The organism is Sphingobacterium paludis (assembly GCF_004364125.1).
Classification (GTDB): domain Bacteria; phylum Bacteroidota; class Bacteroidia; order Sphingobacteriales; family Sphingobacteriaceae; genus Sphingobacterium; species Sphingobacterium paludis.
This window is the reverse complement of sequence record NZ_SNZV01000003.1, coordinates 267,748-292,949: the sequence shown is the minus strand read 5'-3', so window position 1 is coordinate 292,949 and position 25,202 is coordinate 267,748. Positions and strand designations below refer to the sequence as shown.

Sequence of the window (25,202 nt, the reverse complement as noted above, 5' to 3'; positions counted from 1 at the left end):
TGTATGAAGAATGATGGCAATACAAACCGATAAAATCGACGCCTTTATACAGCATGTGTCAGCGTTATTACGGACAGATTTCGAGCGAAAAGATGCCGAACACTATTTGCTGTTGCGCGCTGCTTCCCTTGACCTTACGTTGATCGTATACCTACCCGGAGCGGGCCAGCGCCTGCCCCACGCGACCAACCGAACGATTCACGTGGACTACGATCAGGTGATCTTAAACGCCGATAAACTATCCGCCCGCTTGGCATCGCTCTTCGGAAACGGACAGGTGGTCTATGCCCGAAAAACAGTGGCCGCCCGTGTCGATAAGCGGGTCACGCTATCCTTTCTTGCGGAGCACCACCTGCAAGGTGCCGTACCGGGCAAATACCGGTACGGCCTGTTTCATGAAGGCGAGCTGCTATCTATAGCGGTCTTCAGTGGTGGCCGGCGTATGCGAAATCAACCCGAAGCCTATCGTTCGTTTGAGCTAATACGCTTCTGCCATAAGTCTAATTACCGCGTTGTCGGCGGACTCTCCAAGCTGTTAAAGGCGTTTATAGATGATTTCCAGCCAAACGATATCATGACCTATGTGGATCGGGATTGGGCACAGGATTCCAACCTCTCTGCACTAGGCTTTCAGGAAGTCGGAGTTATTCCGCCCCAATGGTACCGCATTTCCGATGGTGTGCGTACCGCAATCACCGATTTGGAACAGCGCGAGGTACAGTCAGAAAACCCCTCTACAGCCTATTTAGTCTGCAACGCAGGCAGTACAAAGTTGGTTCTCTCATTATGAAAACCCACTTGGGATACGTATATTTAGCCAAGGAAAAACACTTAAACGAAGATAATCTTATGAAACGTAAACTACGTATGGGTATGGTTGGCGGGGGCAAAGACGCCTTTATTGGCGCAGTTCACCGTATCGCGGCCTTTATGGATGGTAAAATAGAATTGGTGTGTGGTGCATTCAGCGTAAATCCTGAAATATCGAAACAATCTGGAGAAGAACTTTTCATCGCACCCGACCGTGTATATGCCACTTACGAAGAGATGATTAGCAAAGAGTCTGCACTTCCCGAAGGCGAACGCATGGATTTTCTAACCATCGTTACGCCCAACTTTTTACATTTCGGGCCAGCCAAACTAGCGCTTGAAAACGGCTTTGATGTGGTTGTAGAGAAACCGATGACCGTGACGTTGGATGAGGCGAAAGAATTACAAGATATTGTCGATAAAACAGGTCGTACCCTTTGCTTAACCCACACCTACTCGGGCTATCCTATGGTCAAGCAAGCGAAAGCAATGGTTAAGGATGGACATTTTGGCAAAATACGAAAGATCGTCGTAGAATATCCTCAAGGCTGGTTAAGCCGTCTTTCCGAGCGGGAAGGAAATGCGGGCGCGGCTTGGCGCGCTGATCCAAAAAAATCTGGCTTATCACTGGTCATGGGCGATATCGGGACGCATGCTGCACATTTAGCAGAATACGTAACCGGACTTCGTATCAAGGAGCTATGTGCTGATCTCACTACCTTTGTAGAAGGACGCTTGTTGGATGATGATGGATCGGTGTTGTTACGCTTTGAAGACGGCGCAAAAGGAGTCTTGATGGCCTCGCAAATATCTGCGGGAGAAGAAAACGCCGTGAGAATCCGTGTATATGGTGAGAACGGAGGGTTGGAATGGGCCAATGAGGATCCAAATAACCTCATCATTAAAATGTTGGATCAACCTCGTCAGATTTATCGCACCGGTAATGCCTATGCCGCACCTTATACATTAAGTTCGTTTGCGACGCACAATACGCGTATTCCTGCAGGCCATCCAGAAGGTCTATTGGAGTCGTTTGCAAACATTTATAGAAACTTTGCCGCTACGGTTAGCGCGAAGCGAGAAGGCAGAACGCCTACGGCGGAGGAGCTTGATTTTCCTTCAGTCCAGGATGGCGTTCGCGGAATGGCCTTTGTGCAAAATGTCGTTGCCAGCAATGAAAGCAACGAGAAATGGACTAAATTTGTTCTGTGATAGGACAGACAACAGATCATACAAATGATAATCAGGTGTCGGGGATATCGGCACCTGATTTTTTATGCGTTATTTTAGGGCCCACTGCCTCTGGAAAAACGGCCCTCGGCGTTGCGCTTGCCGAACAAATGAAGGGAGAAATAATAAGTGTCGACTCCCGACAGGTGTACCGTGGGATGGATATCGGCACCGGGAAAGATCTATCGTCATATCAGCATGTACCTTACCATTTGATCGATATTCGCGAGCCGCAAGACCGCTATGATATAGCGCAGTTTCAAACTGATTTTCATCAGGCTTTTTCGACCATCGTCTCGCGCGGAAACCTGCCTATAGCCGTGGGCGGCACGGGGCTTTACATGCACACGCTACTCCTTCCGCAGCCCTATACGCAGGTGCCGGTAGATCCAAAATTGCGGGAAGAGCTTTTGCCACTGGATAAGACGATCTTGATGGAGCGACTACGACATTATACACTCCCCGCCGACTTTAAAATAGATTACAGCTCCCATAAGCGATTGATCCGTGCTATCGAGATTCTGGAACAGCTTCAATCCGGGTATACCGTAGTCTATGAGAAGCCGCGGTACAGACCACTCCTATTTGGGTTAAACCCTCCTTTAGTCACAAGGCGGCAACGGATTAGCGAACGGCTTGCGGAGCGAATGAACGGCGGTCTACTGGAAGAGGTCCAGGGATTATTAAACCATGGACTAACGCATGAGGATCTCCAATATTTTGGCTTGGAATACAAGTATAGTTCGCTGTACCTGCTCGGTGCCTTGGATAAACCCACATTCTTAAGCCGGCTTGAAACCGAGATTCATCGCTACGCGAAACGGCAGATGACGTTTTTTCGCAAAATGGAGAAAGACGGGTTGAACATTCACTGGTTGGAAGGAACAGACCGAGACGCCTGTGTGGAAGAAATTCGTTGGGTCATAAAAAAAGGGTAACGTGTGTCACGCTACCCTTTTTCAATCCTGTGTTAAAGCTTAATTTCTTCTTCTTTGTTATTAAAGAATCGAAACTGTGTGAGATGGTAAGATGATGCGGTTTTGATTTTAATCCATTTACCGTATTTAAAAAACCATTTCACTCTTCTTGAGAACAACCCTGACGTAATGTAGGCGCCAATATAGGGATGCACAGCAAGCGTCACACCCTTTTCATTTTGCTCTTGCAAAATGAAACTTAAATTATTTTCAATGTCGTCGAGCAAAACGATGCTCGAGCGAATTTCGCCAGTACCTCCACAAGCAGGACATTTCTCACTTGTCACGACGCTCATTTCTGGTCTGACGCGCTGTCTTGTTATCTGCACTAAGCCGAATTTGCTTGGCGGAAGAATCGTATGTTTAGCGCGATCATTCGCCATGCATTCCTTCAGATAGCTGTACAGCTCTTTACGATTGGTTGGCTTATGCATATCGATAAAATCGATAACTACAATGCCGCCCATATCCCGTAATCGCAATTGCCTTGCGATCTCCTTTGCGGCCTCTTTATTGACCAGCAATGCATTTTCTTCTTGATTCTCTTTGCTGGCAATCCGGTTTCCACTGTTCACGTCCACAACGTGGAGTGCTTCGGTGTGCTCAATGACAAGATAGGCACCACCCTGTAGGTTTACCGTTTTGCCGAAAGACGCCTTAATTTGCCTTTCTACGCCGAAATGGTCAAAGATAGGCTCTTTATGCTTGTAAAGCTTAACTATCTTTTCTAAATCGGGCGAGATTTCCTGTACATACGATTTGACTTCGTCGTGGAGGGCAAGATCATTGACATGAATATGCGTAAACTCGTCCGTCAAAATATCACGCAAAATGGTAGAAGCTCTATCCATTTCTCCCAATACTTTGTGAGCGGGTTCGGCAGTTTTAAGACGTTTGGTAAAAAGTTCCCATTTAGAGATTAAGTCTAAGAGGTCTTTCTGCATTTCCTCTACGCCCTTACCTTCCGAAACTGTTCGGATGATCACGCCAAAGTTTGCTGGCTTGATACTTTCGACAATTTTTTTAAGTCGGTTACGTTCGGGGTTGCCTTTGATCCTTTTAGAGATGGAAACGGTACTCGAAAACGGAACCAATACAACAAACCTACCTGCAATAGAAAGGTCAGAACTCAGTCTGGGTCCTTTTGTCGAGATAGGCTCTTTTGCAATCTGTACTGGTAAAAGCACGTTTCGGCTTAAAATGTCCGAAATTTTCCCTGCTTTATCAATGTCCTTTTCAAGTTTCAAACTATTGAGCAGCTTCTCTTGATAGCTGCCGTTCTTTACAATACGCGTTAGCTTGAGTAAAGACTGAACCTGTGGCCCTAAATCCAAATAATGTAAGAACGCATCTTTTTCGTAGCCTACATCTACGAAAGCGGCATTTAGGCCTGGCATGATCTTCTTGACACGCCCGAGATAAATATCGCCTACGGCGAAATTATTATCAGCCTTTTCCTTGTTCAGCTCAACAAGCTGTTTGTCCTGTAGTAAAGCAATAGTTACTCCTTTGTCAGGAGTGGAATCGATAATTAGTTCCTTTACCAACAGCTACTTTTTTAAGACCTGGATACAATATGGTGTACCCCGTCTGATGAAACATAAAAACTCGTTAATGAAAAAATACAATCTACAGTTCTACCAGAGTGAAACCATAGATTGTACAACGTCTTATGCGGCTTCAGCCAATAAGATCAACAAGCTTATTTTTTCTTGTGTCTGTTTTTTCTTAAACGTTTTTTACGTTTGTGAGTAGCCATCTTGTGTCTTTTTCTTTTTTTTCCGCTTGGCATAGCTTTAATGTTTTTAAATGATAAATTAATATGTTAATTACTTGCTCAGTTCTTCGACACGGCGTTCGATGAATTGAGATAGGGTCGGATCAGCAGCTAGCTCCTTACTTTTCTGAAAAGCAGCAATAGCTTCGTTCTTCAACCCGATATTTTCATAACCTGTGGCCAAATAAAAATATGATTCGGCATCAGGCTTCAACTCGACAACCGTTTTGAAACGCTCAATAGCCTTGTCGAATTGACGGGATTGCAATGAAAACAATCCCAATGTTTTGTTTGCTTGAATATTTTTTGGATCCTTAGCGACTACTTCCCTCAACAAAGCAATACCTGCCATAGGATTGTTCGTTCCAGTGACCATAGCGGCCCCCAAGCCCGTTTTTGCATCCAAGTTGTTCGCATCCAGCGCTGTAGCCTGCTCATAAGATTGAATTGCCAATCGATTGAGCTCGGTCGCCATCGCTGTATCTTGCAAATTGGTATACGCGGAGCGAAAAGCATCTCCGGCTTTCAACCAATATTCAAATTTAGGGCTAATTTTTGCCATTTCCTCATAAATAAATCCGCGAGGCGCATCTTTGGCTAAATCATCCCATTTTTTTGCCAGTTCTTCTAATAAAGTAAGCTTCTCTTCACCTTCTGCAGCAGCCACTTTTGCTTCCAAGGCCGTAATTTCTTGCGCTAAACTTCCGTTGATCGATTGCTTAGTCATGTCGGATACGCTCTGGAAATTAAAAGCTGATGATGCTTCGGTGGTTGTAGAGGCACTTGCTCCTTTATTATCCTCTACCAAACCTTTTATAGGGCGCGCAAGCAATCCACCCATAAGGGCAACTACAATAACGATGACTATGATTTGTTTGGTATTCATCCTGATTTACTTGTTTCCTTGTTTAACCTTTTCAACAAAAACTTTTGCAGGTTTGAAGCTTGGCACAAAGTGCGCAGGAATGATGATCGCTGTGTTTTTTGAGATGTTACGCGCTGTTTTCTCTGCTCTTTTCTTCACTACGAAACTTCCAAAACCCCTAACATACACATTCTCGCCACTAACCATTGCATTCTTAACAACTTTAAAAAATGCTTCAACTGTTTCTTGAACATCTACTTTCTCTAAGCCCGTTTTGTTAGAGATCTCCGCAATAATTTCTGCTTTAGTCATATCTGTTTTTACTGTAATTATTTATTTCTCAACCCTTAACGCTGTAGCAGTTTGGGATGCAAAAGTATCTTTTTTTTATGACGTTTAAAAATTTATTTCTGTTTTTTTGACAATCGTGACGGTTTGGAAACTTTTAAGTATCAGATATTTACCAAAACCAAGGCCAATAATGGTTCTTTCTTTTCCGTGTTGACCTGCTTTACACGGTTAGCTTTCAATGGCTTAGGATGGAGGGAAATAGCGGAAAACGCCACGTATACTGTGCGCGCAAAGGTGCTGGAATGGTATCGCTGATTTATCGATAAACGGGGCTTTCAGAACACATTTTCAGGCAATTTATCGGAAAAATGGGATAGCGCTTTAGCTGCAAAATGACTAGCAGGGCTATTGCAAATGAAAATTCAACGGTATGTTTAAGCTCACGGATCCAGTGAATCCCTGTATCGGTTTAAAATTATCTTTGGTACGCGTATCAAACCCGTAGCCAATACCCAGATCAATAATGGATAGTAAACCAATACCGACTTTTGGCGTAACCGTATAAGGTGTAACCTCCGCTTTTATAAACGGGAAAATGAGTTTGGTGCTTACGTAATAGGTGAGTCCCAGCTCCGGAATGACGGTAGACTGGTCACGCATCCAGGTGAAATTGGCACCTGCATCGATCTTTATATACTGATGGTCATTTGGAGCAAATAATCCCCATCCCGATGCTTTTAGAAAGTTTCCACTTTGATATTGCCAACCAATAGATGGCCCCCAAATCCATTTATTGCTCTTTGCTTCTTGAGCAACACAGGCTTGTATGGCAACGCATAGAAAGAAAAGGAGTATATATGTCTTGTTCATAAAGGCAATGCTTCGAAATTAGATGCATAACAACGTTCGCAAGCATCAGGCCAAAATAATTTCTTACCAGGATAAACACGAGATGAAGGCTCATTTTATTAGCAACAATAGCTTGTGATACCCCATTTAAGAGTGTTTTGGCGATTAGCAATGGGCATGCATTTGCGTGCAGTGCCCCTTGCGGTGGCTTTTCGAGCAGATAGGATGACAGCGATGCTTGCGCAACTAAACTATTCAGGTAAAAAATACGATACCCATATTGAGAATTCGTGTGCAATGATACCTTTGTATAAAATAGGTACAGGACTGTTCTTTTTTATGGAACCTGTTGTGCCGACGTATCATAAATTACAGATTAATAGCTATTACCGCTTTATTATGAATAAACGTATCTTTTTTATCGCCTTGTCCTTCGGGATTAGCACGCTTGCTATGGCGCAGCAGCCATCATTTCTGTCGTATCCAGCGTTGAGTCCAGATGGAAACACGCTGGTGTTTAGTTTTGAGGGCGACCTCTGGAAAGTCAGCAGCGGAGGGGGCGTAGCACTTCGTCTGACGGCAATGGAGGGCAACGAGATCTCACCCCGGATCTCACCAGACGGAAAATGGCTCGCATTTTCATCCAATCAAAATGGCAACATGGATGTATACACGATGCCGCTTGCTGGAGGTGACATACAGCAGCTTACGTATCACGAAGGTATGGACGAGGTGGATAGCTGGAGCTGGGATAGCCAAACCGTTTACTTTACATCTTCTCGCTACAACCGGTTTTCAAGCTATAAAGTTAATAGAACGGGTGGAACGGCGCAGCGGATTTTTCCGCATTACTTCAATTTTATACACGGTATTGCGGAGACACCTTTTGGCGAACTGCTATTCAATGATTCCTGGGAGAGTTATTCTTCCGCCAATAGAAAGCGATATAAAGGCGCTTTCAATCCAGATATTCGCTCGTACGACCCAAAGAGCAAAACGTTCAAACAATATACGGATTACGTGGGCAAAGACTTTTGGCCGAGTGTAGACCGTAAGGGAACGATCTATTTTGCATCGGACGAAGGGAACGATGAGTACAACCTATATACCTTTAACGCGGGAAAGAAAGTTGCACTCACCACGTTTAAGGAATCCATTAAGAGACCAGTCGTGGCTGCCGATGGTGGCAAAATCGTTTTTGAGAAAGATTATCAGATTTTCCTGTATGACACGGATAGTAAAAAAACGACGCAACCCGCCATCCAGTTAAGCCGTAACAATGTATTGGGTAAAGAAAAGGAGTTTGATGTTAGCAACACCATTAGCGCTTTTGATATTTCTCCGGATGGAAAGAAAATGGCATTTATAGCACGGGGTGAGCTTTTCGTCAGTGATATCGATGGCAAATTTGTTCGGAAGATGCCGGGTAGCGGCGAGCGGGCCATGGAGGTGAAATGGCTAAAAGATAATAAGACCCTACTTTACAGTCAGACGTATCAAGGGTATCAAAACTGGTTTTCGCGAACGGCAGATGGATCTGGCAGCGTCAAGCAGCTGACTACTGACCTTCGCAACAACCGAAATATAGCCTTTAATGCTGATGCAACCAAAGCCGTATACCTGAGTGGGCGGGATGAGGTAAGATTGCTGGATCTGGGATCGCTGAAAAGTAGCCTTATCGTCAAAGACGAGATTTGGGCCTTTCAAAACTCTGCACCCTCTTTTTCTCCGGATGGGGCTTATGTCTTATTTACAGCCATTCGAAATTTCGAACAGGATATTTTTGTGCATAATATTGCTTCAGGGTCGACGACAAACTTGACGAATACCGGCGTTACGGAATCTAACCCGTATTGGTCTCCTGACGGAAAGTATATTTATTTTGCCAGTAATCGTACAAAACCTTCATACCCGACGGGCATGCAATTTTCCAGTATTTACAAAATGGCCCTGGAAAATATAGAGTCGCCCTACCGTAACAGCAAATTCGATGAGCTCTTTACCGAAACAAAAACAGATACGAAAGACAGCGTCAGTAAGAAGGATGATAAGGCAAAGCCAGCCAATAAAAAGCTTGCTACAAGCAAAAAACCTGCGGTGAGCATTGATCTGAAGGGATTATCAGACCGGATCAGCCTGGTGAGCCCAGCAGCGGGCACGCAATATAATCCGCTGGTGTTTCAAAAGGGCGATAAAACTTATGTTTTTTTCTCCTCTAACCATGAAGGGGAAAACGGTGTGTACCGTTTGGTAAGTGAGCCTTTCGAAGAGAATAAAACCGAAAAAGTAGCCGATGGGTTTCTTGGCGATTTAACGGAGGTCGGGGGCAAGTACTTTGCGCTAAGTGGTGGCGCTATCCAAAAATACAACTTGGAGGCCAATAAGCTGGATAAAGTGACGATGAGCTATAAATTTACGAAGGATCTTTCGCAAGAATTCAACCAGATGTTTTATGAAACATGGGCGGGCATAGAAGAGAACTTCTATGACAGTACATTTCACGGGGTCAATTGGACGGCGACAAAACAGAAATATGCCCGCTATCTAGACGGCATCAATACGCGTGCCGATCTCCGGATACTACTCAATGATATGCTCGGCGAACTCAATTCGTCTCACTTGGGCTTTAGCTCCACCGGGGCGGAAGAACGGAAGAATTTTAACTTCGTGACCAACGAGCTGGGCATTGTTTATGATAACGAGCTTCCGACCAAAATTACGCGTGTCCTGCCGAACGGTCCGGCCTCTCGAAAAGGGGTTGATCTGCAGCCGGGAGACGTCATCCTAGCCGTTGATGGTAAAAAAATAGATCCTAAGCGAGACCGCGACGCCTACTTCACAGCGCCCTCGCTATCCCCGGAGCTACAACTTACGGTAGCACGGGCAGGTAAGGAGCATCAGGTAAATATTCGCCCGCAGAGCAGCAGCGATTTCAAAGACCTGCTTTATGAAGAATGGATCAAAGGAAACCGTAGCAAGGTAAGCGCCTTGAGCAACAATAGGATTGCCTATTCGCACATGAAAAACATGGGCGGCGAGGAGTTGCAAACGTTCTTGCTTGATATGGCCGAGCAGGAAAATAATAAAGAGGGTATTATTTTGGATCTGCGCTATAACACTGGCGGAAATGTACACGATGAGGTCTTGCGCTTCTTACAGCAACGGCCTTACCTGCAATGGCAGTACCGCGGTGGAAAGAAGGCACCGCAGGGAAATTTCACGCCAGGCGGAAAGCCTATCGTATTGTTGATCAACGAGCAATCGCTGAGTGATGCAGAAATGACGGCGGCGGGCTTTAAGGCGCTAAAACTAGGCAAGATCATCGGTACAGAAACCTATCGCTGGATCATTTTCACGTCGGCGAAAGGCTTGGTTGATGGCTCGATGTATCGCGTACCCGCATGGGGCTGCTACACGCTGGACGGAGAGGATCTGGAGCTCACGGGTGTTGCGCCCGATATAGCGGTTCGTAATTCCATAACGGACCGCATTCAGGACAAAGACCCCCAGCTGGAACGAGCGGTAGAAGAGATTCTGAAAGACTTGAAATAGCACGAAAAAAAACCGTGCTTTATAGCGCCACGCTTACGCTTCTTTTTAAATGAAGCGTAAGCATGGCTATTTTTTTGCAAGCACAAATTATTGTGTTAACAAATACTTAAAACAGACTTGCTATGGAGTTAACATGCCATGAATAGCTTTGTGTTCACGTAAAACAATAAAGCACGTCATGGTTCCATCACCCAATAAGCAATTTCTGCGCTGTTTTTTTCTCGCCTTTATAGGTGTTATGTTGCAGTTTAACACCTCAGCACAAGGTACACAAGCCTCCATACGCGGCGTCATCACCAATGCAAGTCAGCTACATGTCGCTGGAGCCACCATCCGGGTTCGTAACGAGTCTACCGGGTTCACGACAACTTCTGTAACAAATGAGGGCGGAAATTACGACATCAAGCAGCTTCCGTTGGGTGGGCCGTACACCGTCACAGCAACGCATGTGCAAGAAGGTGAAGGTATGGTCACAAACATCACCCTCAATCAGGGCGATGTTGCACAGGTAAACATTCAGCTCCTTGCAAACAATGTTTCTTTGGACGCGGTAGAGATCAACGCCTCCGGCTTGAAAAACACACGCGATTACCTGGGAGCAGCAACGGCGTTTTCAACCAAAGATATCAATACACTCCCTGTAAATGGTCGAAACTTCACGGTACTTACGGATTTATCGCCATTAACCAATGGCGGAAGTATTGCCGGCCAGCTTGGATCGTCCACAAACTTTACCATTGATGGTATGAATGCCAAAAACCCAACCTCTTCGGGATCGACGACCTCCCGTAGTGGTGCTCCGTATTCGGTTTCTATGGAGGCCGTGCGGGAATTTAAGGTGGTGACCAACCAATATGACGTGACGTTTGGGCGTAGTGGCGGAGGTACGATAAGCGCCGCCACCAAATCGGGTACCAACCAGCTGACGGGTTCTGCGTTTTTCTTCAGCCGCGCAGATTGGTTGACCAGTAACTATGATATCCGCGGTAATAACCGCATAGGAAACTATACGACGAATCAATATGGCTTTTCTTTGGGTGGACCTATTATCAAAGATAAATTGCACTTTTTTCTAGTATGGGACAGGCAGCAGGATAATAGATCCTTACTAATTGCCGATGTACAATCGCCGGCAGACGAAGTCCTTTACCGCATCAACCAGCCGACGCTAGATCGTTACCTGGAGATCGCACGAGGCAAGTACGGTGTATCTGCACAGCAGCAAACAGGGTCTATCGATAAAAAGAGAACATCCGACGCCGGATTTCTTCGCCTGGATTGGCAGATTAATGAGAAAAACCTCCTGACCATTCGAAACAACTTGACGTATGACTACAACCCGTTGGGCTTGGGCGATAACTCGAACATCAATCTACTCGAATCCTACGGTAATGACAAGAACTTTGACAATAGCTTTCTTGCCACCCTACGGACATCCATCTCGCCGCGCATCACCAATGAGCTTAAGGTGCAGCATTTATATGTTTACCAAAACAGTACACAAAATGCCCAGATCGGGAGCGGGTATATTCCTCGAGCCATCGTAGACGATTTGGTGTCGAATATTAACGGAAACAACCTATCGACGTCCATACAACTGGGCGGGCACCGTTTCGGGCAGGAAAGTTTCCGCAACCATGTTTTTCAACTCACAAACAATCTATTCTACGATACCGAATTTGCCAAATACACGTTCGGGGTTGATCTTATGGCGACGCAATCGAACTCCGTGTATGGTTCCGAGGTGAACGGAAGGTTTCACTTCAGTAGCGACCAGGCACAAGAATTAACAGCTATTCAAAATTTTGATAACCTAAATCCATATCGTTTCTACAGAGAGGTTCCGCTAAAAGATGATGTGACCGTCCGCGGAACAATTATGAACGTTGGACTTTACGGGCAGATGCGCAAAAATATCGCGGCCGGCTTGGAAATGACTGCCGGCTTGCGGATGGATTATGCTGCATATCCGAAAGCAACGTTCAACCAATTGGTTTTCGATCAATTGGGTATTCGCACAGACAATCAGCTTGCTTCGTTTATCGTGCAGCCACGGATACAGTTTAACTGGGATATCAACGAAAATCAAACAGACTATCTACGTGCCGGCGCCGGGATCTTTGCTTCTGATATTAATAACTATATGATTATCAATAACCTCACGTTTGATGGGTCAAATTTCGCGACCGTCGATGTGCGTGGAGCTGATGTACCGAGACCCGATTTTAATGCCTACAGAGCAAATCAGGGCAGTATCCCGACGCTTGCGCAGCATCAGCTGGCCACGATCAACTATACGGGTGAAAATGCGAAAGTACCGACAGTGTATAAAGCCAATTTGTCCTACAATAAGTTCCTAACCGATCGCTTCAAGTTAGGCCTGTCTGCCTATATGAGTTTGGCGCGTAACAACTACACGTATATAGACCGCAATATGGTAGATGATCCGTTTTTCAGGTTAGCGAATGAGGCTAACCGAGGCGTGTATGTTCCCGTAGACGCGATGCCAACCAACGCAGAACCAGCAAACTGGCAAGACGGACGGAAGTCAGACCAGCTGGGCCGCGTTTTAGAGCTCACGAGCGTGGGTAAAGTAAATCAATTTGCGGTTGTGTTGGATGGTACATACCGCTACTATGGAGATGGCGAGATTACAGCGAGTTACACGTGGAACGACACCAAAGACAACACGTCATTTAACGGAAATGTAGCCAACTCGGCAACGCTTTCGCAGCCCGTAGTAGATGATCCGCGGGATCTTCGCGCCATTACTTATTCATCAAACCATTTCCGGCATAAGGTTGTAGCTTATGGTACTGCACCTACGTTTTACGGCGTGAAAATAGGTCTTCGTTTTACGGGAACAGGCGGTACCCGCTATAGCTTACTTTCTGGTGGTAATACGAATGGTGATTTTGTAACCTCATCCAATGACTTAGCCTTCGTATTTGACTACCAAAATCCCAACACGCCCGAGATTCTAAGAACAGGCCTGCAAACGATTTTGGATAATCCGGATGCCAGTCAGAGCATCAAAGATTTTATCCGCTCGGCTTCTGGACAAATTGCAGAACGCAATGGCGGTATTAATGAGTTTTATGGTACCATCGACCTGCGGTTGGCTAAAGAGATCAAATTTTACAAAACGCATGGCGTGGAACTTTCGGTGGATGTATTCAACGTCGCCAACATGCTCAATAAAGAATGGGGTGTGTATAGAGCTTATGGCAATACGGCGCTGTATCGCGTTACAGGCTTCGACCCCGCTGCGCAAGAGTTTCGCTACCAAGTGAATACCCAAGGCATAGCCGGATTTAACGGAAATCCATGGCAGTTACAGATTGGTGCACGGTACGCATTCTAATTCATTTCGCTAATATCCCACCTCTATACGATAGGCTGTCTCGTTTCTGAGGCAGCCTTTATTTTTAAATTGGAAATATCAAAAACATTTTTGAACTTTGAAAATCAAAGAACTTTAAATTTATTTAAAAATGAAAATGATATCTCCATCCAATAGGCTCATGCTTATGCTATCTATCATCAGCGGGATCTTATGTATACCCCTGATCGCAATGCAATTTACCGACGAAGTAAATTGGACGGCACTTGATTTTATGGCCGCTGCGATACTATTAGTCGCAGGCGGCGCTATGTTGGAACTTTTGTGGCGCAAAGTTCCTGTCAAATCTCATCGGATCATGTATAGCGTAGGTGTATTTCTTTTATTCCTTATTATTTGGGTCGAGTTAGCTGTCGGGATTTAAGGTGGTGGAGTGTATTTGAACTATTATTGAGCTCGCCGTTTGATTGGATAATACGAGGTGAACGATCTTTCAGCGCGATGTTGTCCAGGGATCACAGCAGGTGTCTGAGCTAGAAACAAATACTGTGTAAAAAATAAGAGGACTCCAATCGCCATTAGAGTCCTCTTACCAACAATTAAAAATCTTTTGTCTAAACTTCCAAATCAGCAATTTGAGTTTTTAAAAAACTAACGGTAGCCGTCGACAGTTTTAAAATAGTAACCTTTAGTATTAGTAAAAATAGGATAAATAGCTAGGAATAGTCAGGCGCTTACAAGAAAAACTTTTCCACACCATTGAAGTTATAAACAACAGCCAGGCTTGTGCCCTTATGATGCTGTCTTCAAACCTATTTCCTCTCCCCGAATTTATTTGTCGATCGATCCTAAAACGCGCTGCATAAATCCATTCAGGGCCTCTTTTTTTGCGACGCCTTCTTTAATGGATTTGTTAACCTCAACGGCTCCATACATATTGGATATCAGTTCGCCGATAACATCAAGCTCTTCATCTTTAAGCGAAGGAACTTCGGTCAAGGCTTCTAACGTCTCTATGGTTTCCAATACGAAATCAACATCGTTTTGCTCGATGAAATCCAGCAGGTGTTTAATTACGGGTAACTTCATTTAAAAGGTCGATTAAGCCATCAATTTTGTTTGTTTGCACCTGATTGATTAATGTTCCGTTTTTAAAGGCTGCAAATGTCGGTAAATTGTCTACGTTTGCTAGCTTCCTTGATTCCGGAAATTTCTCTGCATCCACGATAACGAAAGATAGATCGTCGTGCTCTGCTGCGAGCTTTTTAAACTTTGGCTTCATAATGCGGCAGTTTCCGCACCACGATGCTGAATATTGAACCAATACAATATCATTACTCCCTACAACATCGTGTAAAGAGTCATTCTCTAATTCTTGTAACATGTGATGTGTGTTAATAGCGAGGAGAGCAGAGTTGCTCCCCGCGCTGATAAATGTTTTATTAGTTGGCCGATAGGTATGAAGCAACACCATCGCGCGTAGCGTTCATTGCTTCTTTGCCTTCTTCCCAGTTTGCTGGACAAACCTCGCCATGTTTCTGAACATGCGTATAGGCGTCTACTAAACGAAGATATTCTTTTACGTTACGACCAAGTGGCATATCGTTAACAGACTCGTGGAATACTTTACCGGTCTCATCGATTAGATACGTTGCGCGGTAGCTTACTGCAGAACCTTCTACTAAGGTACCGTATTCTGGATGTTCAACTTCCTTCATTTCCAATATACCCAATACGCTTGATAGGTTGCGGTTTGTATCAGCAATCAATGGATATTCTACACCTTCGATACCACCATTGTCCTTGGCTGTATTTAACCATGCGAAGTGAACTTCTGCTGAATCGCAAGATGCACCGATAAGGATCGTATTACGTTTAGCAAATTCCTCAGCTTGTTCTTGGAAAGCGTGTAACTCTGTAGGACAAACGAACGTGAAATCTTTCGGATACCAAAATAATAACACCTTTTTGTTCTCTGCTTGCGCTTTCTCAAAAACATTGATCGCGATATTGTCGCCTAAATAATCGATGGCATCAACAGTGATGTTCGGGAAATTTTTACCTGTAAAACTCATATATTTTGTTCTTTCTTTTTGTGCAACAAAGATACTCTTTTTTTAAGCCAAGCGACATCAAAAATATTGATAAACTATTGTTAAAATCTATAGTATCTGCTGACTGGATATAGAATATGTTTATTTAATAAAGTCAATAAAAAGACTATTTTTGTAAGGCGTTTGTCTGGCGTAAATGGCCCCGTAGTTCAACGGATAGAATAGATGTTTCCTAAACATTTGATAGCAGTTCGATTCTGCTCGGGGCTACAACCTTATGTATCGATTAATATCATTCGATATCTTATCTTACTTAAAAAGCCCTCAGCGTAATCACGGAGGGCTTTTTCAATTTCCACTTATATCTTTTAAAATTCTTTAATATCTTTATGCACACACTTTTTTGTGTGCAATCTTGTGTGCGACTATGGCGAGACCCAAAATTTACTTTAAAAAACGACTAAAAGAGCATGATGGCCAGTTGTGGCTTTATTACTCGTATGGTGGTAAAAGCCGATTGGAATACTACACTGGTATGCGTATTGAAGAAAAACATTTTAATGATAAATATTGGGAGAGCAGTTCCAAAAAGCCTGTTAGAAAAAACTTCCTATTTTCTGATCAATATAATACCCGATTAGACGAAATGATCGCTTTTGTAGTTTCGTTAGTTGTTGAAGACAGAGTATTTGAAGTTACGGATCTGAAGGCTAAACTCAATAAGCAATTTAAACCCGAACAGTTCCAGCCGGAAGATAAAGCAATCGGATTTGTTGAGTATTGTGAAAAGCTATTGGACGAACGTCGCAATGGATTAAGAACTATTGTTTCGGGGCCTAGGCAAGGGCAAAACTATAAGCCAAATAGTTTACGAAACCCAGGTACTACTCTAACATCTTTAAAATCTTACGTGAGCTATTACGGTTTGCGAAGCTTGGGCTTTGAGGATATAAACCTGAGTTTTTACCTCCATTATAGAAACTTCATACTTTCTGAAAGAAAAAATACCTTGAGCACTTTCGCGACACGGATTAAGGATATCAAAGCCTTTATGAACGAAGCGTATGAAGATAAGCTTCATAGCAATGAAGGTCATAAAGCAAAGCGGTTCATTACTCCTAGTTATGATTCAGACGCTATCTATCTAACACTTGACGAGATTAAATCTATAAAGGAGGCGACAATACCGGAACGATATCACCACGTGCGAGATATGTTTTTGATTGCTTGTTACTCCGCGCTTCGCTTTAGCGACTTTTCTCAGCTTACTATTACAGATATAGACGATCGATTTATTCGCGCAAAGCAGAATAAGACCGAGAGCCGTGTTACCATACCCATTATGAAGGAGCTGAGAGATGTCTTAGCGAAATATGAGAATGGTTTTCCAAAAACTTGCAGTATGCCGCATTTTAATAGGACTATAAAGGAGATAGCCGCTTTGGACGCTGTAGGTATAGATCGCGCGGTCGGTGTTGACGATGATGGAAATTTGATTATGTGGAGCTCGATGATTTCAAGCCACACGGGGCGACGCTCATACGCAACTAATATGTTTAAATTAGGGATTCCGAATCTTTTGATAATGTCAGCTACAGGGCACAAAAAAGAATCCGACTTCCTGAATTACATAAAGGCTACTAACGAAGACCGATCTAAATTACTAGCAGAATGGATGGATAAATTAAATCTTTAACTATTCGCCTTTATCGTAGACATCGCGTACCAGCTTATAAACGATCTTTTTAAGCTCGTCGTATTGCCTCCCCAGGTCCTCATAGTCTTTTTTAACTGTCGTGACGTCAGCTATCAGCGTTGATTTATCTTCCTCCCCAGATATCATGGTACCCTGACCGGTACAGTACCAGTTAATGTTAAATTTATACTTGTTTCTAAGGATCCGTAAATGATGAAACATCAGTGGGCTTTCGCCTTTTTCAACTCGGCTAATGTACGGTTGTTTTGTTCCTAATAATTCCGCCAGCTCCACTTGGGAAATTTGATGCTTCTTGCGGAATTTAACCAATCGAGCTGCTTCGGATTTATAACTAAGCTCTTTATCCACGCTCATATCTTAGAGAAGTTAAATTTGAGATTTTTAAAAAACAAGCCATCCGCAACTTTGAATAAATGTTCATTGTTGTACGTCAGACGGTAATTCGATACAATCGCTTCGTCCATTATCAATTGAATATATTCTCCGATGTATTCTATCCACAGTGTATCGTGATCCTGAATGTTGATGTTTAAAACACCCTCAGTGCTTCCGGTTTCGGTATCCTTTAGAGCAGCTAACACATTAACGGATACCAACCTGGTCCTACTTGGACGCGGCTGTTTCCCTGACACTAAAAATACTTTTTCATCGCCGGTCGATTTAAATATTTCCCGCTCCTGTAAATGCTTCTCAACCAGCTCCGAAAGATCGATTTTGTCTTTCACGTTTTCAAAATATGGTGCCATTATATCTCTGATTCTCTTTTTACAATGTTGAATACCAAAGCCACGTCTTCTAGGTTCAGTTCAAAATCCGGAAAAGCATCTTTATCCTCGTTTAATGAATGGAGTGTCAGTATTCCGTTCTCAACATCGTGGGATGTTAGCTCCTTAAAAAGTATTCCGTCGTTCTTTGTGACAAAAACGTAGAACGGATATTTATGGGTATGGAAACGAGAGTTCCAAAGTTCCTTTTTTAGCTCCCGACCTATGATTACGTCTCCGTGGACGAAGGTAGTACGACGATCAACGTCCATGCTATCTCCGATAACACGAAATGCTCTGTACTTGCCCTTGTGATATTTGTAAACAGTAGTAACGATGTATTCCTGATCTTCCAGATACTCCGCGTCCGCAAATCCTGTTAGATATCCAGCTTTGGCGGTTTCCGGCACTAACGGAACTTTCATTCTATATACCCCCGGTGAAATTTCATAAAATTTAGTGTTGCCTTCATCATCGAACATTGCCATCTCATCATCAGCAATAGCTCCTAAACCTTTACCATTTGTAAGTAAAAAGCCCGAACCTTGTGGGTTGGGCATTTTGCTATAAGAATTTTGTCCTGCGGCGCTCTGGGATAATTCCGCATCCTCTTTGTATTTTATCTCCGATCGTCCCAATATCCATTCGATATTGTATTCCGAGAAGACTCTTTCTAATTTGGAAATAGTCTCGTTTCTCATCCTACCGGCCTCCTCCGGAGTCGACTTAATTAGCTTTGTAAGATTTCCGGCATTCATCTCAAGCGCTTCGGCTGCCAGCTTTTGCATGACGAACTTTTCTCGGATGGCGGTCTTTAAATTTTGAAGCATTGTGGAAAACTATATACAATTATATTTGTTTCAAATTGTATGTAATTGTATTTTTGTTGTATCAAATAATACAATCGCATATAACTTATTTTACAACAGTATTAAACAAATATAGTACCTAATTACCATTTATGGAAATTTTAGACAAAAATATACAACTGACTATGAGGGAAAGTCTTTTATCGTTGGTTCCGGAAAAACAATGTTTACAGCTTTCAGAAGCGAAAAAGCAGTCTATACGCAATACTATTCAACTTTTGAAGAAAGATTTTCCTGATATAAAATTCAGAACAAAAGTCGACGGGGGATATGTAAAAGTTTGGCGCAGGAATGTTCTGAACAAGCGTTAGCGGCCGATAATACGGCCAAAATGTCAATATCGTAATAAATAATAAAATAAAAAATATAATTATAGTTGTATCTAATTGTATTTAGTTGTATCTTTGACTATCGAATAACAAAAAGCCCTGTTGTAGCAGGGCTAAAAGTAACACACACCATAATGGTGTATGTATTAACACAGATCAAAGGTATGGAAAATTTGACAGTAATTAGTGGCAGCAATCACGATTTTGTATTTATTGACCACGAATGTGACGATTTAGGACTTACAGCTTTCTTCGTTCCGGTAGAGTTGTACAATGATGGATTTTACGAAGATCAATCATTGATACCAGTTAGGGTAGAGTATGTTTCTCAAGGTGTAGAAAGAATAGTTGGCGGCTGGGAATCGCCAATTATTGAAGAGGCAGTTATAAAACCGAAAAGCGAGTATTTTGATAGTGAGAAGGCAGAATTAGCAGCCCTTGAGGCCGCACAGGAAATAATTATACAATATGAGTATTCCAAAGTATGACCACATGATCTACAAGCTAGTTCCTCACGGAATCGAAGTGATCTTTATAAATATTGTCGATGGTGTAGAAGTAATATATGAAGATTTTTTTGATCATCAAGACATCAGTTCGATCCAAAACCAGTTTTTGAAATATAACTAAGAAGTATATTAATTATAAAAGTAACACACACAAAATGAAAAATGTATTTAATTATCTAAACAGCTTGGTAGAAGAAAATCTATCATCCGTTGAAAGAGCCGTCATTTACGAAATGATCTTGTTCTTCCTGCAGCTAGTAGCGATCATGCTATTCATTCTAGCAGTTTTATTAGGTTCAGTCTATCACTTTAAATACTAGTTAGCTATGAAAAATCTAGTTAAAGCAGTGCTTGCCGTGATGGCCGAAGTAAAGAACATTGAGAAAAATATGACAGTGGGATCGGGCACCAATTCTTACAAAGGGGTGTCTGACAAAGATGTAAAGCACGCGATCGGCGCCGTCATGGAAAAAAATGGACTGGTATTGTTTCCTATCGAGATAAAGCCAACTACAAAAATTGAGCGGTGGGAAGAAAACACTTCTTATAATGGCAATCCAACGACTAAAACGAAGCAATCCGTTTTTACTGAGGTAGAAACCAAATACATGCTTATGCACACTTCCGGCGAATCAATGGAAATTGTAGGGTATGGGCATGGGGTAGATACGCAGGACAAATCAGCAGGAAAGGCAACGACCTACGCATTGAAGAACACTTTGCTTTATACTTTCTTGGTGCCTACAGGAACTTTGGAAGATGCCGACAATACGCATTCCGATGATCATCCGGTGCCGGGCGATAAAGCGCAGACCAGCCAAGACAAGAATACTACGGATAAGCCTGCAGCGCAAAAAGAATCGGTTCCGGTAGGCATACCGCCTACATTGCCAAAGGTTATTGGAAAGGTTGCTTCCGTTGATGCTCTTAATACCATTTGGAACAACAATGCCAAGCTACATGAGAATAAGGACTTCTTAAAGCTTATAGCAATGAAGCGCATCGATTTTGCTGGCAGTAAGGAAGATCTTTCGACTATTTTCGACGACCACCAAATACTACACACCGATAGCGAATTCGTGACTGCGCTCAGTGCTAAGAAAAAAGGGTTTATTAACGCAGAGGGTCAACAAAAACAAACAGCGTAACTATGTCTTTATTTGATTTAACAACATCGATATCGTCACCCGAACTGACCGAAGCTGAAAAAAGACAGCTTTTTATAAAAACCCTAATCAAGGAATTTAAAAGTGGGGTAGCTAAACTTAGCTACTCTGCCCTTTCCAAATTCAAACGTAGCCCGAACGCGTTTATCAATTACAAGATGAAGAGCTTCGAAACTACAGATTCGATGATTTTAGGAAAACTTGTTCATGCATTAGTTTTAGAGCCGGATACTATTAATGCCTCATTTTATACCGACGAAGAAATGGTTAAGGAAATTGGCGGGGCTAGCCCTCGATCAACTAAAGCCTACAAAGAGTGGAAAGCAAATCAATTAGAAATATACCCCGAAAAAGAGCTTGTTTCCTATGGCGTATTTCTTCAAGCTAAACGTATGGCTAAAGCAGTCCTAAGCAATCGAGCAGCAAAGCACATACTTAGCCAAATCCATCAAACCGAGCACAAAATAGAATTTGAGCACGATGGTATCAAGTTCACATCTTTTCTTGATGGACTTGGCGAGATAATCCTAGATCTGAAAATTTGCACGGATGCAGATCCACGGAAGTTCCAGCGGGATATCATCTACAATAATTATCACATTCAAGCCGGCGTGTATACGACCGCCGTGGGCGAGGTTCTACCGTATTACATCATCGCAGTCGACCGCGAATGTGAAGTATCTGTGCATCACCTAATGGAAGATTTGGTAATGAAGGGTATTTCAATCTTTGAAAAGCTTGTAACGGAATTTAAGCAATGCTTGGATAAGGAAAACTTTGATGAGTCTTTCGATTACAGAGCGTATACGGAAGAGGGGGTTTACAAAATGGATGTTCCACCTTACTTAAATTAGAATGGCTAAAATACTTTTTTATGACCTAGAAACGACCGGTACCATGTTCTGGAAGAATGGAATACATCAACTATCAGGTGTAGTGGACATTGATGGTATCGCTAAAGAATCTTTTAATATCAGAATGAAACCTAATCCAAATGCGGTGATAGATGACGCTGCATTGAAAATCGCCAACGTAACGCGAGAAGATTTGGAAAGTTACGGCACCGGCATGATCCAGGGATATGGTCAATTTATAAAGATGCTTGGCAAATATGTAAGCAAGTTTGATAAGAAGGATAAATTTCATCTTTGCGGCTTTCGGAATAGTGGTTTTGACGATCCCTTTATGAATGCATGGTTTAAACAATGCGGCGATAACTATTTCTTTTCATGGTTTTGGGGAAACAGCCTTGATGTAAGTGCTATGGCATCAGAAAAGTTTAAAGACGAGCGCGCGACAATGCCAGACTTCAAACTGAAAACCGTTGCGTCCAAGCTAGGTATTGAAGTTGATCCTTCAAAATTGCATGATGCAATGTACGATATTGAATTGACACGACAATCATACTATAGGCTATGCAAGATATAATCCAAAGCAGTCTTGATAGTTTGCTAAAGAACGCAAGTAGTCTATCAATAAAGGCCGAAAGCACGGCAATGCAAAACCTTGTAAAAGGCGAAGTGGATAAAGTCACACATTTGGTGACCATCCGACAATTAACAGGAATCGTAAAACAATTAAAAGATCGTTTTGATGGAAAATCCGGAAAAGAACTTGGAAAAGTTGATCATTCTAGTTACCCAGATTGGTGATGCGATTAGTCAAGAGATCGACAGGGATAATCCCGACGAGCTCCTAGGTAAACTACAAGAGCTTGCCGCTCTTCAAAGTACCGCTTCATACGCTCTAGCATTGGCCGAGCAGCTGTACAATGCCAAAATAGCTAGCTTACTTGTTAGCGGCCTATACATAAAATATACTGCCACTGATCGAAAGCAGATATTCGCAGAATTGGCAAAAGAAGAACTTTTCTATTACAATCTAATAGAACGGTTCACAAAAAACATAAGCTATTCCATCGAGAGTTTCCGAACGATGATCTCATATATGAAAATGGAATTTGAAAAGTCTAAGTATCAAACAACGTAAATATAAAGCACATGGAAATAAAAGGAAGAGTACATGAAGTACACCCCACTCAACAAATAACAGAATCATTTAAAAAACGTGATTTGATTGTCGCATATGCCGAGAATCCGCAATTTGTAGAATACATCAGTTTTCAAGCTACACAAGATCGAGTTTCCATTTTTGACAACTTGAAAATTGGCGATGAAGTCGAAGTATCATTTAATCTTCGCGGTCGCCCCTGGACCAACAAAGATGGAGTGACCACATTTTTTAATTCGCTTGTAGCGTGGCGCGTTAACAAATTGGAGGCTCAGCGTCCAGCACAGCCGACCGCGCCTAGTTACGCCGATCTGCCGCCGATGGGCATAAGCAGCGCGGATGACGATGATCTGCCATTCTAGTATTCATCAATTAAAATAAAATATGAAAGAATTAAACGAAAACATCATCACTTGGGCACAAGATAAGGGTATCTTCGATAGCTCATCGCCTTTAAAGCAGTTAACAAAGACTTTTGAAGAGGTTACAGAATTGGTTACCGCTTTAGTCCAAAAAAACGAAGAAGAGATCGTGGATGCGATTGGGGACGTGAACGTCACTTTAGTTATCCTGAAAAAGCTAGCCGAAAGCACGAAAGAAAGCGGCGACTTGGCCAATTCCAAAATATTTATCTTGATCAATTGGATCGTTGAAATATTCAAGAAAATCTGCCAAAACAAAGATGTAACTATTGATGTAGTTCGCGCACAAGAGATGTTGCACCGTGTTGCCCAAGAGAACAATCAAACGATTGAATCATGTACGCAATCAGCATACAATGTTATTGCAAAGCGGACTGGTAAGATGGTAGACGGCGTATTCGTTAAAGATGATCCTACCGAAGCTAACTCTTTGCAAGCAGCCAAGCCAGCAAGAAAAAAGCCGAAAGGAGGTATTAAAACCAATGAGTGATATTAAAACGCTTGAGCAGGTGCCGGTTGCCGTAGGTTTGATTTTAGAGAAGCTGTCAGCATTAGAGATAGAGATGGCAGAGCTAAAAGCAAAGTATGAAAGTGCTCCTGCTGCTCCAAAATCGGACGACGAGCTGTTAACCGTTAAAGAAGCTTGTGTATTTTTAAAGATTAAGCAAAATGCTCTGTATCGATGGAAAAGGGAAAAACTAATTCCATACACTAAGATCGGGTCGAGAACCTATTTCAAAAAACTAGACCTCGAAAATTACAGTAAGTTGGACATCAGAAAAATAAAAAGAAGATGATAAAGCAAAAGGGTGACGGTGCATTGACCGCAGTTAAAATTCATTACCTATCGGAAGTATGTAGTCTATTGACACACCATTCGCTAGAGTTTGTTAGATCTGCTGGTACGATTAAGAATCATGTTAATAGGATCCGGCAAAGCGCTAGCGCTATTAAAACGACTCTAGCAGTGGATAACATCAGGATGATTGAAAGGCGGGAAGAAAATGTTTTTGATGAAAAGTCCGAGCTTTATCACTTGATCGAACTTGTTTTTAAGCTTGGCCTTTCATCTCTCCCTGAAATCAATCAAGTATTGAAGGAGCTATTTAAATCGAAAATAGATAGTGATCACCATTCTTTGGATCTCTAAATATAACTGTAAGTTATGCCAGTTATATTAGGTGTGCAGTCGCATTGCACGATAACGTTTTCTAATAATATTTGCCCACTTCCGGGACGATGCGACCGTCATGGAAAAGTGGCTTAGGTATCATATGGAAAATTTAAAAGTTGGAATGTGGGTCACTCTTGATGATGATGGTCACATTATGATAGGAAGAATAACCGAAGTACTAAACGAGGTCGTAATCTATGTGAATGATAGGATGTTTCTACGCTGTGAGCATAGCATCCAGCCGTTAACAACCGAGTTTATTGACCGTTTAAAAGGGGAGGTAATCAATGAATGGGCAAACAATCAGTAAGCGCATGCTACAGGTCGTAATAAGTGGCGGCATACTCGTTTTATTCTTTATGGTAGCTGTAGCTGCTTTTAAGGATGGCGTGTACACCTTCGCATTTATTGCAGTAACCTGGGCGATTGGGTGTAGCACGATGACATTCTTCTTGATCGGCAGAAGAACAGGGCAGGAATAAATTAATAATACT

At 42.7% G+C, this 25,202-nt stretch carries 30 protein-coding genes and 1 tRNA gene; 21 read left to right on the top strand and 10 right to left on the bottom strand.

Annotated elements, in window-relative coordinates; genetic code table 11:
- The first annotated feature begins 10 nt into the window (after positions 1 to 10).
- Genes B0I21_RS07395 through miaA form a run of 3 tightly spaced genes read left to right on the top strand, consistent with a single transcriptional unit; the run spans position 11 to position 2,978 of the window.
- Entirely contained in the window at positions 11 to 790 is a 780-nt protein-coding gene (locus B0I21_RS07395; protein ID WP_133639828.1) for a hypothetical protein, read from the top strand.
- Between the two features lie 59 nt (positions 791 to 849).
- Entirely contained in the window at positions 850 to 2,022 is a 1,173-nt protein-coding gene (locus B0I21_RS07390; RefSeq protein WP_133639827.1) for a Gfo/Idh/MocA family protein, read from the top strand.
- A complete protein-coding gene (miaA, locus tag B0I21_RS07385) occupies positions 2,019 to 2,978 on the top strand; it encodes a tRNA (adenosine(37)-N6)-dimethylallyltransferase MiaA (protein ID WP_133639826.1) in 960 nt (319 codons plus the stop codon). The genes B0I21_RS07390 and miaA overlap by 4 nt, the downstream gene beginning before the upstream one ends.
- 32 nt (positions 2,979 to 3,010) lie before the next feature.
- Here the strand turns inward: miaA and B0I21_RS07380 are convergent, their stop codons facing one another.
- The 4 genes from B0I21_RS07380 to B0I21_RS07365 all read right to left on the bottom strand — a co-directional run bounded on the left by B0I21_RS07380 (position 3,011) and on the right by B0I21_RS07365 (position 6,820).
- A complete protein-coding gene (locus tag B0I21_RS07380; RefSeq protein WP_133639825.1) occupies positions 3,011 to 4,564 on the bottom strand; it encodes an Rne/Rng family ribonuclease in 1,554 nt (517 codons plus the stop codon).
- A 282-nt stretch (positions 4,565 to 4,846) separates the two neighbouring features.
- The gene (locus B0I21_RS07375) at positions 4,847 to 5,680 is read right to left on the bottom strand and encodes a tetratricopeptide repeat protein (protein ID WP_133639824.1); all 834 of its coding nucleotides are present in this window, start codon (positions 5,678 to 5,680) and stop codon (positions 4,847 to 4,849) included.
- 6 nt (positions 5,681 to 5,686) lie between these two features.
- On the bottom strand, positions 5,687 to 5,971 hold the full coding sequence (locus tag B0I21_RS07370; RefSeq protein ID WP_133639823.1) for an HU family DNA-binding protein: 285 nt from the start codon (positions 5,969 to 5,971) through the stop codon (positions 5,687 to 5,689).
- Positions 5,972 to 6,355: 384 nt separating this feature from the next.
- Positions 6,356 to 6,820 carry a hypothetical protein gene (locus B0I21_RS07365; RefSeq protein WP_243835973.1) on the bottom strand — a complete coding sequence of 155 codons (465 nt, stop codon included), beginning with the start codon at positions 6,818 to 6,820 and terminating at the stop codon, positions 6,356 to 6,358.
- A 378-nt stretch (positions 6,821 to 7,198) separates the two neighbouring features.
- Between B0I21_RS07365 and B0I21_RS07360 the strand changes: the two genes are divergently transcribed.
- The 3 genes from B0I21_RS07360 to B0I21_RS07350 all read left to right on the top strand — a co-directional run bounded on the left by B0I21_RS07360 (position 7,199) and on the right by B0I21_RS07350 (position 14,118).
- Positions 7,199 to 10,351 (top strand): S41 family peptidase, encoded by a 3,153-nt coding sequence (locus B0I21_RS07360; protein WP_133639822.1) that lies wholly within the window; start codon positions 7,199 to 7,201, stop codon positions 10,349 to 10,351.
- Positions 10,352 to 10,529: 178 nt separating this feature from the next.
- On the top strand, positions 10,530 to 13,715 hold the full coding sequence (locus tag B0I21_RS07355) for a TonB-dependent receptor (protein ID WP_133639821.1): 3,186 nt from the start codon (positions 10,530 to 10,532) through the stop codon (positions 13,713 to 13,715).
- Between the two features lie 130 nt (positions 13,716 to 13,845).
- Positions 13,846 to 14,118: a hypothetical protein gene (locus B0I21_RS07350; RefSeq protein ID WP_133639820.1), complete on the top strand. Its 273-nt coding sequence runs from the start codon at positions 13,846 to 13,848 to the stop codon at positions 14,116 to 14,118.
- 407 nt (positions 14,119 to 14,525) lie between these two features.
- On the opposite strand, the gene B0I21_RS07345 is transcribed toward B0I21_RS07350, so the two are convergent.
- From B0I21_RS07345 to B0I21_RS07335, 3 genes are read right to left on the bottom strand one after another with little or no spacing between them, the layout of a single operon-like run.
- On the bottom strand, positions 14,526 to 14,783 hold the full coding sequence (locus B0I21_RS07345; RefSeq protein ID WP_133639819.1) for a DUF6952 family protein: 258 nt from the start codon (positions 14,781 to 14,783) through the stop codon (positions 14,526 to 14,528).
- Positions 14,764 to 15,078 carry a thioredoxin family protein gene (locus B0I21_RS07340; RefSeq protein ID WP_133639818.1) on the bottom strand — a complete coding sequence of 105 codons (315 nt, stop codon included), beginning with the start codon at positions 15,076 to 15,078 and terminating at the stop codon, positions 14,764 to 14,766. The genes B0I21_RS07345 and B0I21_RS07340 overlap by 20 nt, the downstream gene beginning before the upstream one ends.
- Positions 15,079 to 15,136: 58 nt before the next feature.
- On the bottom strand, positions 15,137 to 15,769 hold the full coding sequence (locus B0I21_RS07335; protein WP_133639817.1) for a peroxiredoxin: 633 nt from the start codon (positions 15,767 to 15,769) through the stop codon (positions 15,137 to 15,139).
- A gap of 177 nt (positions 15,770 to 15,946) precedes the next feature.
- Here B0I21_RS07335 and B0I21_RS07330 point away from each other — a divergent pair.
- Both B0I21_RS07330 and B0I21_RS07325 read left to right on the top strand, forming a co-directional pair.
- Positions 15,947 to 16,018 (top strand) — tRNA-Arg (locus B0I21_RS07330).
- A 265-nt stretch (positions 16,019 to 16,283) separates the two neighbouring features.
- Positions 16,284 to 17,444, top strand: a complete 1,161-nt coding sequence (locus tag B0I21_RS07325) for a site-specific integrase (protein ID WP_166637802.1) — start codon at positions 16,284 to 16,286, stop codon at positions 17,442 to 17,444.
- Here B0I21_RS07325 and B0I21_RS07320 read toward each other — a convergent pair whose 3' ends face one another.
- Genes B0I21_RS07320 through B0I21_RS07310 form a run of 3 tightly spaced genes read right to left on the bottom strand, consistent with a single transcriptional unit; the run spans position 17,445 to position 19,017 of the window.
- Positions 17,445 to 17,819: a helix-turn-helix domain-containing protein gene (locus B0I21_RS07320; RefSeq protein WP_133639815.1), complete on the bottom strand. Its 375-nt coding sequence runs from the start codon at positions 17,817 to 17,819 to the stop codon at positions 17,445 to 17,447.
- Positions 17,816 to 18,211: a hypothetical protein gene (locus B0I21_RS07315; protein WP_133639814.1), complete on the bottom strand. Its 396-nt coding sequence runs from the start codon at positions 18,209 to 18,211 to the stop codon at positions 17,816 to 17,818. The genes B0I21_RS07320 and B0I21_RS07315 overlap by 4 nt, the downstream gene beginning before the upstream one ends.
- The gene (locus tag B0I21_RS07310) at positions 18,211 to 19,017 is read right to left on the bottom strand and encodes a S24 family peptidase (protein WP_133639813.1); all 807 of its coding nucleotides are present in this window, start codon (positions 19,015 to 19,017) and stop codon (positions 18,211 to 18,213) included. The genes B0I21_RS07315 and B0I21_RS07310 overlap by 1 nt, the downstream gene beginning before the upstream one ends.
- Before the next feature lie 544 nt (positions 19,018 to 19,561).
- Here B0I21_RS07310 and B0I21_RS07305 point away from each other — a divergent pair.
- The 13 genes from B0I21_RS07305 to B0I21_RS07260 all read left to right on the top strand — a co-directional run bounded on the left by B0I21_RS07305 (position 19,562) and on the right by B0I21_RS07260 (position 25,190).
- The gene (locus tag B0I21_RS07305; RefSeq protein ID WP_208292285.1) at positions 19,562 to 19,915 is read left to right on the top strand and encodes a hypothetical protein; all 354 of its coding nucleotides are present in this window, start codon (positions 19,562 to 19,564) and stop codon (positions 19,913 to 19,915) included.
- The gene (locus B0I21_RS20080) at positions 19,896 to 20,057 is read left to right on the top strand and encodes a hypothetical protein (protein WP_166637801.1); all 162 of its coding nucleotides are present in this window, start codon (positions 19,896 to 19,898) and stop codon (positions 20,055 to 20,057) included. The genes B0I21_RS07305 and B0I21_RS20080 overlap by 20 nt, the downstream gene beginning before the upstream one ends.
- A 34-nt stretch (positions 20,058 to 20,091) precedes the next feature.
- Positions 20,092 to 20,256, top strand: a complete 165-nt coding sequence (locus tag B0I21_RS20075) for a hypothetical protein (protein WP_166637800.1) — start codon at positions 20,092 to 20,094, stop codon at positions 20,254 to 20,256.
- Between the two features lie 6 nt (positions 20,257 to 20,262).
- Complete coding sequence (locus B0I21_RS07300) at positions 20,263 to 21,084, top strand: ERF family protein (RefSeq protein ID WP_133639811.1); 822 nt, start codon at positions 20,263 to 20,265, stop codon at positions 21,082 to 21,084.
- 2 nt (positions 21,085 to 21,086) lie between these two features.
- On the top strand, positions 21,087 to 21,956 hold the full coding sequence (locus B0I21_RS07295; RefSeq protein ID WP_133639810.1) for a PD-(D/E)XK nuclease-like domain-containing protein: 870 nt from the start codon (positions 21,087 to 21,089) through the stop codon (positions 21,954 to 21,956).
- Between the two features lies 1 nt (position 21,957).
- Positions 21,958 to 22,530, top strand: a complete 573-nt coding sequence (locus B0I21_RS07290) for a 3'-5' exonuclease (RefSeq protein WP_133639809.1) — start codon at positions 21,958 to 21,960, stop codon at positions 22,528 to 22,530.
- Between the two features lie 165 nt (positions 22,531 to 22,695).
- Positions 22,696 to 23,091, top strand: a complete 396-nt coding sequence (locus B0I21_RS07285; RefSeq protein WP_133639808.1) for a hypothetical protein — start codon at positions 22,696 to 22,698, stop codon at positions 23,089 to 23,091.
- 11 nt (positions 23,092 to 23,102) lie between these two features.
- A complete protein-coding gene (locus B0I21_RS07280) occupies positions 23,103 to 23,474 on the top strand; it encodes a DUF3127 domain-containing protein (RefSeq protein ID WP_133639807.1) in 372 nt (123 codons plus the stop codon).
- 22 nt (positions 23,475 to 23,496) lie between these two features.
- Positions 23,497 to 24,024 (top strand): nucleoside triphosphate pyrophosphohydrolase family protein, encoded by a 528-nt coding sequence (locus tag B0I21_RS07275; RefSeq protein WP_133639806.1) that lies wholly within the window; start codon positions 23,497 to 23,499, stop codon positions 24,022 to 24,024.
- Complete coding sequence (locus B0I21_RS07270) at positions 24,017 to 24,331, top strand: helix-turn-helix domain-containing protein (protein ID WP_166637799.1); 315 nt, start codon at positions 24,017 to 24,019, stop codon at positions 24,329 to 24,331. The genes B0I21_RS07275 and B0I21_RS07270 overlap by 8 nt, the downstream gene beginning before the upstream one ends.
- A complete protein-coding gene (locus tag B0I21_RS07265; protein ID WP_133639804.1) occupies positions 24,328 to 24,684 on the top strand; it encodes a hypothetical protein in 357 nt (118 codons plus the stop codon). The genes B0I21_RS07270 and B0I21_RS07265 overlap by 4 nt, the downstream gene beginning before the upstream one ends.
- Positions 24,685 to 24,862: 178 nt before the next feature.
- The gene (locus B0I21_RS20070; RefSeq protein WP_166637798.1) at positions 24,863 to 25,018 is read left to right on the top strand and encodes a hypothetical protein; all 156 of its coding nucleotides are present in this window, start codon (positions 24,863 to 24,865) and stop codon (positions 25,016 to 25,018) included.
- Complete coding sequence (locus B0I21_RS07260; protein WP_133639803.1) at positions 24,996 to 25,190, top strand: hypothetical protein; 195 nt, start codon at positions 24,996 to 24,998, stop codon at positions 25,188 to 25,190. Before B0I21_RS20070 ends, B0I21_RS07260 begins: the two co-directional genes overlap by 23 nt.
- The last annotated feature ends 12 nt before the right edge of the window (positions 25,191 to 25,202 follow it).

Coding starts and splice junctions, on each gene's coding strand:
- B0I21_RS07395 (WP_133639828.1), top strand. CDS start 11: ATGATGGCAATACAAACCGATAAAATCGACGCCTTTATACAGCATGTG.
- B0I21_RS07390 (WP_133639827.1), top strand. CDS start 850: ATGAAACGTAAACTACGTATGGGTATGGTTGGCGGGGGCAAAGACGCC.
- B0I21_RS07375 (WP_133639824.1), bottom strand. CDS start 5,680: ATGAATACCAAACAAATCATAGTCATCGTTATTGTAGTTGCCCTTATG.
- B0I21_RS07370 (WP_133639823.1), bottom strand. CDS start 5,971: ATGACTAAAGCAGAAATTATTGCGGAGATCTCTAACAAAACGGGCTTA.
- B0I21_RS07365 (WP_243835973.1), bottom strand. CDS start 6,820: ATGAACAAGACATATATACTCCTTTTCTTTCTATGCGTTGCCATACAA.
- B0I21_RS07360 (WP_133639822.1), top strand. CDS start 7,199: ATGAATAAACGTATCTTTTTTATCGCCTTGTCCTTCGGGATTAGCACG.
- B0I21_RS07355 (WP_133639821.1), top strand. CDS start 10,530: ATGGTTCCATCACCCAATAAGCAATTTCTGCGCTGTTTTTTTCTCGCC.
- B0I21_RS07350 (WP_133639820.1), top strand. CDS start 13,846: ATGAAAATGATATCTCCATCCAATAGGCTCATGCTTATGCTATCTATC.
- B0I21_RS07345 (WP_133639819.1), bottom strand. CDS start 14,783: ATGAAGTTACCCGTAATTAAACACCTGCTGGATTTCATCGAGCAAAAC.
- B0I21_RS07340 (WP_133639818.1), bottom strand. CDS start 15,078: ATGTTACAAGAATTAGAGAATGACTCTTTACACGATGTTGTAGGGAGT.
- B0I21_RS07335 (WP_133639817.1), bottom strand. CDS start 15,769: ATGAGTTTTACAGGTAAAAATTTCCCGAACATCACTGTTGATGCCATC.
- B0I21_RS07325 (WP_166637802.1), top strand. CDS start 16,284: ATGCGTATTGAAGAAAAACATTTTAATGATAAATATTGGGAGAGCAGT.
- B0I21_RS07320 (WP_133639815.1), bottom strand. CDS start 17,819: ATGAGCGTGGATAAAGAGCTTAGTTATAAATCCGAAGCAGCTCGATTG.
- B0I21_RS07315 (WP_133639814.1), bottom strand. CDS start 18,211: ATGGCACCATATTTTGAAAACGTGAAAGACAAAATCGATCTTTCGGAG.
- B0I21_RS07310 (WP_133639813.1), bottom strand. CDS start 19,017: ATGCAAAAGCTGGCAGCCGAAGCGCTTGAGATGAATGCCGGAAATCTT.
- B0I21_RS07305 (WP_208292285.1), top strand. CDS start 19,562: ATGGTGTATGTATTAACACAGATCAAAGGTATGGAAAATTTGACAGTA.
- B0I21_RS20080 (WP_166637801.1), top strand. CDS start 19,896: ATGAGTATTCCAAAGTATGACCACATGATCTACAAGCTAGTTCCTCAC.
- B0I21_RS20075 (WP_166637800.1), top strand. CDS start 20,092: ATGAAAAATGTATTTAATTATCTAAACAGCTTGGTAGAAGAAAATCTA.
- B0I21_RS07300 (WP_133639811.1), top strand. CDS start 20,263: ATGAAAAATCTAGTTAAAGCAGTGCTTGCCGTGATGGCCGAAGTAAAG.
- B0I21_RS07295 (WP_133639810.1), top strand. CDS start 21,087: ATGTCTTTATTTGATTTAACAACATCGATATCGTCACCCGAACTGACC.
- B0I21_RS07290 (WP_133639809.1), top strand. CDS start 21,958: ATGGCTAAAATACTTTTTTATGACCTAGAAACGACCGGTACCATGTTC.
- B0I21_RS07285 (WP_133639808.1), top strand. CDS start 22,696: ATGGAAAATCCGGAAAAGAACTTGGAAAAGTTGATCATTCTAGTTACC.
- B0I21_RS07280 (WP_133639807.1), top strand. CDS start 23,103: ATGGAAATAAAAGGAAGAGTACATGAAGTACACCCCACTCAACAAATA.
- B0I21_RS07275 (WP_133639806.1), top strand. CDS start 23,497: ATGAAAGAATTAAACGAAAACATCATCACTTGGGCACAAGATAAGGGT.
- B0I21_RS07270 (WP_166637799.1), top strand. CDS start 24,017: ATGAGTGATATTAAAACGCTTGAGCAGGTGCCGGTTGCCGTAGGTTTG.
- B0I21_RS07265 (WP_133639804.1), top strand. CDS start 24,328: ATGATAAAGCAAAAGGGTGACGGTGCATTGACCGCAGTTAAAATTCAT.
- B0I21_RS20070 (WP_166637798.1), top strand. CDS start 24,863: ATGATAGGAAGAATAACCGAAGTACTAAACGAGGTCGTAATCTATGTG.
- B0I21_RS07260 (WP_133639803.1), top strand. CDS start 24,996: ATGAATGGGCAAACAATCAGTAAGCGCATGCTACAGGTCGTAATAAGT.